19 protein-coding genes are annotated in these 11,302 nt (G+C 32.0%); all 19 read left to right on the top strand.

Annotated elements, in window-relative coordinates; all coding sequences use genetic code 11:
- Positions 1–622 (top strand): leucine-rich repeat domain-containing protein (locus GOQ24_RS15910; protein ID WP_160340138.1); only part of this gene is annotated, 622 nt, incomplete at its 5' end.
- 5 nt (positions 623–627) lie between these two features.
- Positions 628–819: a hypothetical protein gene (locus tag GOQ24_RS15905; RefSeq protein WP_160340137.1), complete on the top strand. Its 192-nt coding sequence runs from the start codon at positions 628–630 to the stop codon at positions 817–819.
- A 13-nt stretch (positions 820–832) separates the two neighbouring features.
- Positions 833–1,795 (top strand): hypothetical protein, encoded by a 963-nt coding sequence (locus GOQ24_RS15900; protein WP_160340136.1) that lies wholly within the window; start codon positions 833–835, stop codon positions 1,793–1,795.
- Positions 1,779–2,183, top strand: coding sequence for an ASCH domain-containing protein (locus GOQ24_RS15895; RefSeq protein ID WP_160340135.1), 405 nt, complete (start codon positions 1,779–1,781; stop codon positions 2,181–2,183). The genes GOQ24_RS15900 and GOQ24_RS15895 overlap by 17 nt, the downstream gene beginning before the upstream one ends.
- Entirely contained in the window at positions 2,173–2,721 is a 549-nt protein-coding gene (locus tag GOQ24_RS15890; protein WP_160340134.1) for a dUTP diphosphatase, read from the top strand. Before GOQ24_RS15895 ends, GOQ24_RS15890 begins: the two co-directional genes overlap by 11 nt.
- The gene (locus GOQ24_RS16520; RefSeq protein WP_166520754.1) at positions 2,702–2,971 is read left to right on the top strand and encodes a PCRF domain-containing protein; all 270 of its coding nucleotides are present in this window, start codon (positions 2,702–2,704) and stop codon (positions 2,969–2,971) included. Before GOQ24_RS15890 ends, GOQ24_RS16520 begins: the two co-directional genes overlap by 20 nt.
- Before the next feature lie 14 nt (positions 2,972–2,985).
- Complete coding sequence (locus tag GOQ24_RS15885) at positions 2,986–3,447, top strand: DUF3127 domain-containing protein (RefSeq protein WP_160340133.1); 462 nt, start codon at positions 2,986–2,988, stop codon at positions 3,445–3,447.
- 33 nt (positions 3,448–3,480) lie between these two features.
- Entirely contained in the window at positions 3,481–4,179 is a 699-nt protein-coding gene (locus GOQ24_RS15880) for a hypothetical protein (RefSeq protein WP_160340132.1), read from the top strand.
- Between the two features lie 2 nt (positions 4,180–4,181).
- Positions 4,182–4,379: a hypothetical protein gene (locus GOQ24_RS15875; protein ID WP_160340131.1), complete on the top strand. Its 198-nt coding sequence runs from the start codon at positions 4,182–4,184 to the stop codon at positions 4,377–4,379.
- Positions 4,376–5,254 carry a hypothetical protein gene (locus GOQ24_RS16580; RefSeq protein WP_208103238.1) on the top strand — a complete coding sequence of 293 codons (879 nt, stop codon included), beginning with the start codon at positions 4,376–4,378 and terminating at the stop codon, positions 5,252–5,254. Before GOQ24_RS15875 ends, GOQ24_RS16580 begins: the two co-directional genes overlap by 4 nt.
- Positions 5,190–6,038 carry a hypothetical protein gene (locus tag GOQ24_RS15865; protein WP_160340139.1) on the top strand — a complete coding sequence of 283 codons (849 nt, stop codon included), beginning with the start codon at positions 5,190–5,192 and terminating at the stop codon, positions 6,036–6,038. Before GOQ24_RS16580 ends, GOQ24_RS15865 begins: the two co-directional genes overlap by 65 nt.
- Before the next feature lie 67 nt (positions 6,039–6,105).
- Positions 6,106–7,086 (top strand): phosphoadenosine phosphosulfate reductase family protein, encoded by a 981-nt coding sequence (locus GOQ24_RS15860; RefSeq protein ID WP_160340130.1) that lies wholly within the window; start codon positions 6,106–6,108, stop codon positions 7,084–7,086.
- 63 nt (positions 7,087–7,149) lie between these two features.
- Complete coding sequence (locus GOQ24_RS15855) at positions 7,150–7,770, top strand: hypothetical protein (protein WP_160340129.1); 621 nt, start codon at positions 7,150–7,152, stop codon at positions 7,768–7,770.
- Positions 7,771–7,877: 107 nt separating this feature from the next.
- Positions 7,878–8,429, top strand: coding sequence for a hypothetical protein (locus GOQ24_RS15850; RefSeq protein WP_243731296.1), 552 nt, complete (start codon positions 7,878–7,880; stop codon positions 8,427–8,429).
- Positions 8,430–8,431: 2 nt separating this feature from the next.
- Positions 8,432–9,112, top strand: a complete 681-nt coding sequence (locus tag GOQ24_RS15845; RefSeq protein WP_160340128.1) for a hypothetical protein — start codon at positions 8,432–8,434, stop codon at positions 9,110–9,112.
- Positions 9,113–9,129: 17 nt separating this feature from the next.
- The gene (locus GOQ24_RS15840) at positions 9,130–9,447 is read left to right on the top strand and encodes a hypothetical protein (RefSeq protein ID WP_160340127.1); all 318 of its coding nucleotides are present in this window, start codon (positions 9,130–9,132) and stop codon (positions 9,445–9,447) included.
- Positions 9,448–9,449: 2 nt separating this feature from the next.
- Complete coding sequence (locus GOQ24_RS15835) at positions 9,450–9,674, top strand: hypothetical protein (protein WP_160340126.1); 225 nt, start codon at positions 9,450–9,452, stop codon at positions 9,672–9,674.
- Between the two features lie 27 nt (positions 9,675–9,701).
- On the top strand, positions 9,702–10,763 hold the full coding sequence (locus GOQ24_RS15830) for a nucleoid-associated protein (RefSeq protein WP_160340125.1): 1,062 nt from the start codon (positions 9,702–9,704) through the stop codon (positions 10,761–10,763).
- Between the two features lies 1 nt (position 10,764).
- On the top strand, positions 10,765–11,034 hold the full coding sequence (locus tag GOQ24_RS15825) for a hypothetical protein (protein WP_160340124.1): 270 nt from the start codon (positions 10,765–10,767) through the stop codon (positions 11,032–11,034).
- Positions 11,035–11,302 lie beyond the last annotated feature (268 nt).

The raw sequence follows: 11,302 nt of genomic DNA, 5'->3' as shown, positions 1-11,302 counted from the left end.
AGAAGTAACTATCCCTAATTCAGTAACACACATCGGCGATTGGGCGTTTCGAGGGAACAACCTTACAGAAGTAACTATCCCTAATTCAGTAACACACATCGGTTCCGGGGCGTTTCGAGGGAACAACCTTACAGAAGTAACTATCCCTAATTCAGTAACACACATCGGTTCCGGGGCGTTTGAAAACAATGTTATACTAACTCAATCAAATCATAAAATACAAATGATTGACAGTATAGCAACAATCATTCGTTCTAAAAAGAAAAGAGACGAGTTTACTATCTATGAAGGATCATTATTTAACAAAAAAGAAAAGTGTTATGTAGCTAGTAGAGATAAGTACTTTGCTCATGGAAAAACAATCAAAGAAGCTATTGAAGATGTAAACTTTAAATTCTTACAAGAGAATCTAGAAGTACAAGATCTAGTTAAAGAAATTAAAGAAAAAAAATCAATATCAGTATCAGAGTTCAGACTATTAACAGGAGCTTGTAAAATGGGTTGTGACAGTTTTATGAAGCAAAACAACCTTACTGAAACTACCTACTCATTAGACAAAGCAATGAAGCTTCTTAAAAATCAATTTGGTTGGTCAAAAATTCAAGAACACTTTAATAAATAAAAGACATGGCAAGTAATAATTGGAAAACACACAAACTTGATAACGGACAAGAAATACTTGTTCAAAAATGTAGAGATTTCGAAGAAGGCGGACACTATTATCAAACTAATGATTGCCCACTAGCTTGTTCTAGTACTGAGCAACTACTAAAGGTAATGAACCATCATAGTAAAACAGGTAAATGGACTGGTTATTAAATAAAAACACACTATGCAAACAGAAAACCTAATATTCACTAATTGGAGAGCAAGATGCTCTTCTTTTGGAAAACTCATGACTAACCTTCCTAGTGAAGAAGAATCTTTAAAGATTGTAACCGAAATAAAAGACCTAACAAACGAAAGGGATTATGGTATTAATGCAAATGGAAACAAAGTTAAGTGGACAGAAAACAAGGATAATCGACTTGCTTTTTTATTAGACAAACAAAACAAAGGCGACGAACTTCCTACTGGAGCAATCACATATCTTGAAGAAGTATTTCGTGACAAATTCTGGAACAGAAAACGTTTCTTAGAAAACAAATACCTAACAAAAGGAACAGTTTGCGAAGAGGATGCTCTTGATTTAGTTTCTCAACGAGATAACTTTTTCTATCGTAAAAATGATGAACATATTCATAACTATTTTTTACAAGGAACACCAGATAACCTACAAAAGAAGATAAAGGACACAAAGACAAGTTGGGACTTAGAATCTTTTGAAAAAGCAGAACTAACAACACTGTATGAATGGCAATTAAAAGGTTATTCGTGGATCTCACATTCTTATGATTTTCCCGAATTAGAAACCAAGACAATAAGTGAATTAGATTATTGCCTTGTTAATGCTCCATACGACTTGTTAATGGATGAATTAAAACAATTACAGTGGAAACACAATGTAATTGATATAGATAATCCAAGTGAAGAATTTATTGAAGAAGCGAAACAATTAGAGCGAAACATGATATTCGATATCGCTAAATTCAAAGAAGAATATCCATATTACGACTTCTACTCTACCATACTCGATTTTTCAATTCCTCCTTTTATGAGAAATAAATCATTCAATGTAACTCTTACAGAAGATGATATAAAGCACATGACTAGACGTATAACAATGGCTAGGGAATGGCTTGTAAACAAAGAAAAAGAAACTTTAAAACAAATATCAAATGGCTGGAATAACTAAAGCTTTATCTGTAAAACAACCTTGGGCGGAACTAATCGCCCTTGGTATTAAAGATATCGAGAATAGAACCTGGAAGACTAAATTTAGAGGACGTGTTTACATACACGCTTCTAAGGTAAAAGACACTAGTTCTAGACTCTCTAAAGAAAGAGAAGATGCTACTAATTGTATAGAGGAATTCAAACTTGATCTTGGATGTATCATAGGAGAAGTAGATATAGTTGACTGTGTACAAAACAGTTCTTCAATTTGGGCTGACAAAGGAGAATATGTATATCATTGGAAACTTGCAAATGCAGTTTTCTATGATAAACCAATAGAAGAAGTTAAAGGGAAATTAGGAATCTGGAATATTAACATTAATAACTATACAAACAATGGAGAATAGAGGATCTATACAACTTGCTTTCAAACCAAAAGCAGTAGTATTAAAAACAATGCGAGAAACAAACCCTTACACAAGAGATAAACAAAGATTTCCACGCAGAGCAACTCCATTAGCAGCAGGTAGAGATTTGTATGTAATGGATATTGAACAACTGGCTCCTAACCTAGTAATAGTAAAATTAGGGTTAAGGTTTCAACCACCACCAAACTATAAAGTAGTATTTGTACCAAGGTCTAGTTTCACTAAAACTAATTGGATTATGCAAAATAGTCCAAGTCAAGGAGACCCAGACTTCACAGGAGAATATCAAATCAGATTTAGAGCATTACCTATTGGTTACAACCTAAAGAATGCAATCAAGAACCTATTTACTAAGAACAAGCAACCCGAATTAATCTACGAACCTTTCCCTTACAAAATAGGAGAACGATGCGCTCAAATGTTTTTAGAGCGAATCATCAAGCTTCGATTTGAAGAAGTAGATGATTTTGAATCTACTGAAAGAGGTAATGGAGGATATGGAAGTACAGGGTTATAATCCATATGATTGGATTTGTCCTAAAGTACCAAGAGCATGTTATTATGTTACCCATAAAATAACAAACAAACAAGTATTAATTCCAATGTGTTGGGGTACTGTTCATTCTAAAGACATAGAAGATTGTCATTGTGAACACAAAAAAGAACCAACCAAACAAGAGTTAAAACAAGAAATCAATTCTCTAAAACAAAGAGTTGAAGAGTTAGAAGAAGAACTAAAATACACTAAAACTTCCCACTTGGATTAGAAGTGGTAATACATATGAACATAGAAGGAACTATAAAGTTAGTAGGAAACACACAAGATATTAGTGCTACTTTCAAAAAAAGGGAATTTGTTATAACAACAAATGAACAATACCCACAACACATTCTAGTAGAGTTTATCCAAGATAAAGTATCATTACTAGATAACTTCCGACCAGGAGATATTGTAAAAGTAGATATAAACCTAAAAGGACGTGAATGGATAAGTCCACAAGGCGAAACAAGGTACTTCAATACTATTCAAGGCTGGCGAATTATTAAAGCTGTAAACCAAGATCAAGTACAATACCAAGATCAACAAGGATATATGCAAGGTGGACAATACCATGGACAAGGTTCTGCTGTGAATGCTTATCAACAACAAGGCAATTTTCAACAAAACCAACAACAAGGATTCAACCAAGGTAATCAGTCAAATTGGGCTACTACAGAAAATCAAGACGACCTTCCTTTTTAAGCTAATTTTTAAACCCCTTTAATTTTTAAAACAATGAATTTAAACGAAGTAACACAAGAAGCTGTAAATAAAGTAATATCTGAAAAATTACCAGAAATGGTAGAAAAGCATGTATCTGAAATGATACAGGATATTATTAAAGATACATTTAGAAGTTATGGAGATATAGCTAAAAACATCAAGACTAAAATAGAAGAAACTATAAATGTCAATTTACAAGAGTTTGACTTGATAGACTATAATGCACTAATAGCAAAGACTATTAATGATAACCTTCTACAACAAGTAAACTTACAACCCATATTAGATATGACTCAAAGTATTGTTGGGTTCGTAAATAAGAAAACAATATCACTTGACGAGATAGCTGACTTATTTAAAAATGCAGCAATGGAGTATAGTAATGATTACAGTGGCGAAATTTCGTTTCATGTTATCCATAACGAAGGATATAATTGGATAGAGGTATGTGCGGATATAGAACCTGATAAGAATGATTCAGAATGTGCTGTAAGATTTATTTTTAGTACATCTGACACAAGGTATGGAAAGATATTTTCATTCAAAATGAAAGAAAATTATTTTGACAGAAATCAATCAGAAATTACACCTAGCAAAATGGTAGGCCTTAGAGGTATAGAAGCTGAGATTTTTAGACTTTACTCTGCTCAAGTTCAGATTACAGATTATGACGATTCAATTAGTATTGAATGGAATAGAGAAGACTATTAAGAATGACAAAGAAAATAAAACAGAAAAAGGCTCTTGAAAAAGAGCCTAAATCTATATGGGAAGAAGTTGCTGAGCAAAAAAGCAAAGCACAACAATTAGCTGAACAACATAAAAATGATGATTCTAAAAAGCTAGAAGAAGGTTACACTTGGGTTCAAGTGGATGCACGAACACGTAAACTTGTAAAAACTAAAAAATGAGTACAAAACTAGGTTTCACATTTTACCCTAAAGATTGGTGGACCTCTGAAACATACTTTACTCTCACCCTTACTCAACGATACTTGTTCTTAGAGTGTTTATTTATCATGTATTCTAACAACGGATACCTTAGTAATAATAAAGATTTATTACAAAATAGACTAAGAACCGAAATAACTAATTCAGATTGGGAAGCTGTAACAAAAGAGTTTCTTTTAGAAGGAAAAAACTTTACTTCTACATCAGTAAACAAGAGGCTAAAAAGAGCAATTTCTAATCGAGAAAATGGCAAAAAAGGAGGTGCTCCAAAGGGTAATAATAACGCAACAAAACAACCCAATCAACCCAAAAAAACAACCCAAAACAACCCACCTTTAGAAAGAGAAAGAGAAAGAGAAAGAGAAAGTAAAAGAGAAATAGAAGATAATATTCTTTTAGAAAAAGAATTAAAAAACAAAACAACCAAAATAGAAAATATCGATGAGGTTGTTTTTGAAGAAGTCAATTCAACAGATTTAAAATCAGAAGAAATTTCCCAAAAAAAAGTTGCGCCAAAAAAAAGGTTTTCAAAGCCAACAATAGTAGAAATTCGAGAATACTGTTTTGAGCGAAACAACCAAGTAAACCCAGAGAAGTTTTTTGACCATTACGAAAGCAACGGTTGGATGGTAGGTAAAACCAAAATGAAAGATTGGAAAGCAGCAATTCGTACATGGGAAAAAAACACTTTCAACAACCAAAATCAAAATAAGAATGGACAACAACAAGAAAGATTTATCGGTCGTCAATCAATCGATACAATCCAACACAATGCCACAGTTGGTTATGAAGCAACTGAGCGAGTTAGAAAACAAATGCTTAACAACTCCGATTAACTTTGTAAAGAAAACCTACCTAAGCAAAACGATTAGAGAAAGTCTTAGTGATGACTCACTGTCCATGTTGCTTACTCAAGTTTTAATCAAATCAATTGCTCTGAGCGGAATGAAAGAAAAAACAGATCCGCTGATGCTTGAAGAAATATCAAGAATGTTTATGTTGATTTACTCTCATTTGAGACCAGAGGAAATTTATAAAGCCTTTGAACTTGAACGAATGCGAATGTATGACAAAGTAACAGAACATTATCAACTTTTTGATACAGCATATGCTGCTGAAATTTTAAAAAAGTACGAAGCCTGGAAATTGGATTTAAAGCAAAAACACAACATCACACAACAAACTGTTTTACCATCTGCCTCCCTTCTGCCAGAAGTTTCAGAAAGTCAAAAAAAAGAGCTAATAGACAACGGAATTAAAAATCTATTCGAAGAATACAAACAAAACAAGTTAATTTCGCCCCCTTTTAGCCACTTGTTTAAAGAATTAGTTCTTCGTGGTATTATTCCTTATCCAACAAAAAAATCGTCGCTTAAACTCAAAGAATGGTATTCTCAAAAAAGAGAAGAAGCCAAAAGTTTGGTAGAAAAAGAACTCAAAGAAGAATTAAACAATCCACTACAATCTGGATATAGTCGTTCTCTAATCCAACAAATAATTTCACAAGTAGAACAAAACGAAAGTGAAAAGATTGAAATAAAACTACACAAAATCATTCTGGAAGGAGTCTTCCAAAAACGTATCGATGAAGGTAAAAACATCGATGAATGGTTTAATTAAAAATCAACAAAAAAATTATTGTTTAACACTATCCGAAATAACTCGGACAGATAAATTATTGCTTAAAATGAAAATAATAGTTCCGTTATCTGGCGGTAAAGACAGTCAAGCTTCACTTCTTTGGGCTATTGAAAAATATGGAGTTGAAAATATAGAATCTGTATTCTGCGATACTAAATGGGAATCTAAAATCACCTACAATCATATAAATTACTTAGTTGATAAATCAGAGGTAAAGTTCACAAGTCTAGTTTCTTCTAAATATGATGGCATGGTCGATATGGCTGTGAAGAAGGGAAGGTTCCCTTCTTCACAATCAAGATTCTGTACTGTTGAGTTAAAAGTAAAACCAATGATTGATTATGTTTTATCTCAAACAGAAAACTTGATAATAGTACAAGGTATTAGAGCAGATGAGAGTTCAGAAAGATCTAAAATGGAAGAAGTGTGCAGATATTTTAAATACTACTTCCAACCTTATCAGACAAATTCTATGATTGTAGAAAAGTATTCCAATATGAAAACACTTTCTTTAGTCCAGAAAAATAAATTATCTAAAGCAAAACTAAGATTAGAACAAGGGAAAGAAGACCCTAAGTTTCATACATACCGGAAGAAAGACGTTTTTGAATGGTGTAAAAAATATGATGATACAATACAACGTCCTTTTTTTAATGCAACAGGAGATGAAGTTATATACTACTCTTTAAATAGAGGATTTGATATTAATCCCATGTATTTTAAAGGATTCTCTCGAGTAGGGTGTTATCCTTGTGTTATGTGTAAACAGAGTGAAATAGATCTAATTATAAAGAACGACGAAAAAAGAATTAATGAAATTAGAGAAAATGAAGCTTTAGCAAACAGCACTTTCTTTAAACCAGACACAGTCCCTCCACGATACAGAATTAAAAAAGAGGGTGTAAAAAAGAAAATAACCCCGATAGATTCAGTTGTAAAATACAGCAAGGACAGACATGCTACTGAAGACATGTTTGAGGATACTGATGATTTTCAATGTAAATCAGTTTATAACATCTGTGAATAATCTCAAAAAATTATTGTCAAACCAACAGTTCAGGAATACTGAACAGTTAAACTATTGTTTAAAATGAACAATCCTAAATACTACTTAATTCAAAACAATAATCCAGAAAGTAAAAACTACAAAAAGTTTTACGAAACGAGAGACAAATTCTATTACGAAAACTTTTACAACGCAACCTTCTGCCCTACTGAAAAAATTGCGATCGGCTTTATAAACAAACTGAACCTTATAGCGACAGTTATCACTAAGACTGAAAGTGAATTAAAAGCAGGAATACATGGCAAATTATTAAAAACATCTTTTCTATGTGATGTTGTTAAAGCTGAAATTGATGCTACATCAAGTAATTTTCCTTCAAAAACAGCGATTGGAAAACAATTGAAAAACAATTTAAATAGAACCAGTGATTTACTAATGCAATACATGGTTTCTTTTGAAAGCATTATAAAAACAAGTACAGAAGACACTGTATACGACAATCAACTAATCGTTCAAAATATGCTTGATTCATTTGCTGCTGTATCTCCAGAAGACTACATGGATCTAACAGATATTATTTCTGCATTCAAGTATGATAAAAAGTCAATTATGGGAATTGTCAAGAAAATAGCTCAAGACAAAGAACGAAAGGAGAAAGAGAAGATTGCTCAAAAGAATCAGTTATCAATTTTAGATCATATTTAGCTATGAGTAACAAAACCAAATACCCAAAGTTTGAAACAACTTTATTAATAGTTACTGCAACAGCAATCGCTGTATTGAATTACATCCTTTCTTAAAAAAACATTCCAATGATACATATCGAAAACAATTTTCTTCCTCAAGAAGTATTTGAGGAACTGCAAGACTATTGCCTAAACACTCATTTTGAACGAGTCAAATTAGGCGAGAAAGAGTTTGATTTTCTAAAGGTACCAGATAACATTCTGCCCTATCTAAAAGAAGATGAACATGAGTTAATAGTAACATTTATTAGGCGAGCACTGCCTGATTTTGATACAGACCTCCGCATCCATGCAGACAACATTATTCAAGGAGAAAAAACAGCACTCGCAAAAGTGTTATTTATCAATCCTAAAGGAAATGCAAGCGAAAATGGTACTGCTTTTTGGGAACACATTACTCACGGATTAGAACTCCCAAAAGATGTAACCAATGAAGAATTTGACCGATTAATTACAGAAGATTCAAATGATTGGAAGAAGTGGAATATCCGACAAGTATTCCACAGTGAGCCAAACAAATTATTAACCTACAGCTCTAATTTATTTCATAGTAAGTATCCTGCTAAAATAACACATGGAGAAAGAATAGTATTAGTGGCTTTTTATAAAGACAGATAGACATGGGATATAGAACCTACATAGGCTTTTTGCCTAAAGAAGAATACAACAAAATTAAATCAATGACTCTAAAAGAGTTATTCGAATATAAAGGAGAAGTTTACAATGAAGATGATATCTATGAAAATGGGCATGTTGGTGTATATGACTTAGGTACTGAATTGTATGAATTTGTAAAATACACAGATTTTACTCCTCCAGAAACTTCAGTAAAACAATTCTTTGAAAAAGAAGATATAAAAGAATATTACTCTTCTGATAACGATTTACACATAGTTACAAAAGAATTTCTAGCCTATATCATTGATTACTATTCTTTAAAAGTTCAGAAGTACCAACAAGATATGTTAGTCCCTTTCTTTCCTGATATCATACAAGAAAAGTACCCAAGAAAGAATAGCGACTTTTTAAACTCTGCAAAATCTGGATGGATAGGGTTAGAAGAACAACGTTCTTTTGATTTTGAAAAAATAACTCAAGAAGAACAAAATGCTCTTTATAAAATAATAGAACATATGAAACAGATACATTTTGACTGGGCTCATAACAGAAGACCTTACAATCTTGAAAGAGGAACTTCTGTATCCAATAGTTGTAAATATGAATATGCAGTATTTGAACTTGTTAGGTTATATAAAACATTCGATTGGGAAAATAACGTAATGTATTATTATGGATATTAATTAAATACGTATTTCAAATGGATAATAACTCAACAATATTCATAGTAAAACAATACTCTAGTAAGTTGAAAAACAAAAGAGTTTCAGTTGATTTAATCTACGATTCTAAAAAGGACCTCCATTCTGTAATTGTAAAAACGAGGACTTTACAGGACTTTAAAAACAGAACTATTTCAGAAACTGTAATGTTTTACTCTATCGAAACATTCATCACTCTATCCTCAATGTTTGAAGCATTTATAAAAGATTCTAAAAACAAGGAGTTATTGAGAGAAATAAGCAATCTCTTTAAGCTAAATGTAAAACAAATAAGTTACAAACACCCAAAATATTAGATATGAAACAATCAGTATCAGAAACAGTCGCAAAAGATATTCTTTTAGAAGAACTAGAAGAACAAGGACATATTCATATGGTAGAAGATGTTATTTTTTGGGCATTGGAACACTATGCAGAATCAAAAACAGGATATGGAGGAGCAGTAGTCGCTAACTACATAGTTAGAAGAATAAAAGAACAAGAACAAAAAACTCAAGACAAGAAGAGATGGTCTAGAGGATAATTACAAACCCCTTTAAAATTTAATACAATGATTAACTTATTCAACACACAGATTGAAACATTATCTGTACACCAAGTAAACAACAAGGCTAGAAACGAAGGTGTATTTATGACTGAAGAACCGTACAAACTTTCAGACGAAATAGCACCTCTGTTAAAAGAATACTTCTTTAAGCCATTCCGTGAGAAAGACGAAGACTACTACAAATTTGCTCACGATGTGGATTTAGAATTCAACGAGCTGTACAATATGGTGGTTAAAATATTCAACGCACCATCAGAATCAAATGTACACGATACATCAAAAGAAATTGCAAGACATCTATACGAACAATCTAACCACCCTCACATCAAAAGTGGAGAAATTTATGTTACCTACTTAACTAACGTATCAATCGATAACAACATCGTTGACGCAATTGGTATCTTCAAAAGTGAAATCAAAACAGATTTCATCCAATTCGACAAAGAAGGATCTAACCTAAAGATGCGCCTTGAGCAAGGTATTAACTTAGGTAAATTAGACAAAGGTGTTTTAATATTCAACTACGAAAAAGAAGAAGGATATAAGATTCTAACTATCGACAGCAACAAATACGATGCGCGCTATTGGTTAGAGCATTTCTTATCTGTAGACATATTCGAAGATGAAAACTTCCACACCAAGAAGTACCTTAAATTCTGTCAAGACTTCGCTAAAGATGTAGTACTTCCAGCTGAAGATAAAAAAGAGGAAGTAATGTTTTTGAATCGATCTGTAAATTACTTTGCAAAAAACGATGATTTTGAAGAAACAAATTTCTTAAATGAAGTTATTGAGAACCCAGACTTAGCTGCTGAATTTAAAAACTACAAAGTAGACCATGGAGAAAAATATAGTATCGAAGATCTTACAGACTTCCCTATCTCAAACAAAGCCGTTACTGAAGCACGCAAGAAATTCAAAAACGTGATTAACCTGGACACAAACATTACAATCAAACTTGATTTAGTAAACCCTGAAAGCGCAGACCAGTTTATTGAAAAAGGCTGGGATGAGGAAAAGCAGATGTACTACTATCTGTGCTATTTCAATAAAGAACAGAAATAGTATGGAAAAAATAGTTGTCACAAAACTAGTCCCAAAAGGGTATGCAGCATTAACGCTCTACCCTTTTATCTTTGTCAGAAAAGAAGAACATAAACAGAATAAAATCCTTTTAAATCACGAAAGAATACACCTGCGCCAGCAAAAAAGACTTTTCGTAATTGGTTTTTTAATATGGTACTTATTAGAGTATCTATTTCTACTGCTAAAATTCAGAAATCACGACAAAGCCTATAGAAATATATCCTTTGAAAAAGAAGCTTATACTAACTAAGATAACCTAGAGTACCTAAATACGATTAGAAGATGAAAAGAATAGTGTAGATATATTATAACCCCTAATAATTGAATAAAGAAAGCCCCAATTAAGGGGCTTTTATTTTATACTTATATTATTTAATACAATTATACATTTGTTTCTTTTATAAATAATAAATATAGTGAAGAAATTCCTCTTATATTTATAATTAAAACATGTGTTATATATAGTATACTAAAAGATTTCATTAAGTTAACAACACATGGTATATTCAACTTATTCC

The sequence above is a fragment of the Myroides sp. LoEW2-1 genome (assembly GCF_009767705.1).
Lineage (GTDB): Bacteria > Bacteroidota > Bacteroidia > Flavobacteriales > Flavobacteriaceae > Flavobacterium > Flavobacterium album_A.
This window is presented reverse-complemented; position numbering and strand designations above follow the sequence as displayed.

What these genes read in the sequence shown, in the direction of transcription:
- GOQ24_RS15905 (WP_160340137.1), top strand. Translation starts at nt 628, where the DNA reads ATGGCAAGTAATAATTGGAAAACACACAAACTTGATAACGGACAAGAA.
- GOQ24_RS15900 (WP_160340136.1), top strand. Translation starts at nt 833, where the DNA reads ATGCAAACAGAAAACCTAATATTCACTAATTGGAGAGCAAGATGCTCT.
- GOQ24_RS15895 (WP_160340135.1), top strand. Translation starts at nt 1,779, where the DNA reads ATGGCTGGAATAACTAAAGCTTTATCTGTAAAACAACCTTGGGCGGAA.
- GOQ24_RS15890 (WP_160340134.1), top strand. Translation starts at nt 2,173, where the DNA reads ATGGAGAATAGAGGATCTATACAACTTGCTTTCAAACCAAAAGCAGTA.
- GOQ24_RS16520 (WP_166520754.1), top strand. Translation starts at nt 2,702, where the DNA reads ATGGAAGTACAGGGTTATAATCCATATGATTGGATTTGTCCTAAAGTA.
- GOQ24_RS15885 (WP_160340133.1), top strand. Translation starts at nt 2,986, where the DNA reads ATGAACATAGAAGGAACTATAAAGTTAGTAGGAAACACACAAGATATT.
- GOQ24_RS15880 (WP_160340132.1), top strand. Translation starts at nt 3,481, where the DNA reads ATGAATTTAAACGAAGTAACACAAGAAGCTGTAAATAAAGTAATATCT.
- GOQ24_RS15875 (WP_160340131.1), top strand. Translation starts at nt 4,182, where the DNA reads ATGACAAAGAAAATAAAACAGAAAAAGGCTCTTGAAAAAGAGCCTAAA.
- GOQ24_RS16580 (WP_208103238.1), top strand. Translation starts at nt 4,376, where the DNA reads ATGAGTACAAAACTAGGTTTCACATTTTACCCTAAAGATTGGTGGACC.
- GOQ24_RS15865 (WP_160340139.1), top strand. Translation starts at nt 5,190, where the DNA reads ATGCCACAGTTGGTTATGAAGCAACTGAGCGAGTTAGAAAACAAATGC.
- GOQ24_RS15860 (WP_160340130.1), top strand. Translation starts at nt 6,106, where the DNA reads ATGAAAATAATAGTTCCGTTATCTGGCGGTAAAGACAGTCAAGCTTCA.
- GOQ24_RS15855 (WP_160340129.1), top strand. Translation starts at nt 7,150, where the DNA reads ATGAACAATCCTAAATACTACTTAATTCAAAACAATAATCCAGAAAGT.
- GOQ24_RS15850 (WP_243731296.1), top strand. Translation starts at nt 7,878, where the DNA reads ATGATACATATCGAAAACAATTTTCTTCCTCAAGAAGTATTTGAGGAA.
- GOQ24_RS15845 (WP_160340128.1), top strand. Translation starts at nt 8,432, where the DNA reads ATGGGATATAGAACCTACATAGGCTTTTTGCCTAAAGAAGAATACAAC.
- GOQ24_RS15840 (WP_160340127.1), top strand. Translation starts at nt 9,130, where the DNA reads ATGGATAATAACTCAACAATATTCATAGTAAAACAATACTCTAGTAAG.
- GOQ24_RS15835 (WP_160340126.1), top strand. Translation starts at nt 9,450, where the DNA reads ATGAAACAATCAGTATCAGAAACAGTCGCAAAAGATATTCTTTTAGAA.
- GOQ24_RS15830 (WP_160340125.1), top strand. Translation starts at nt 9,702, where the DNA reads ATGATTAACTTATTCAACACACAGATTGAAACATTATCTGTACACCAA.
- GOQ24_RS15825 (WP_160340124.1), top strand. Translation starts at nt 10,765, where the DNA reads ATGGAAAAAATAGTTGTCACAAAACTAGTCCCAAAAGGGTATGCAGCA.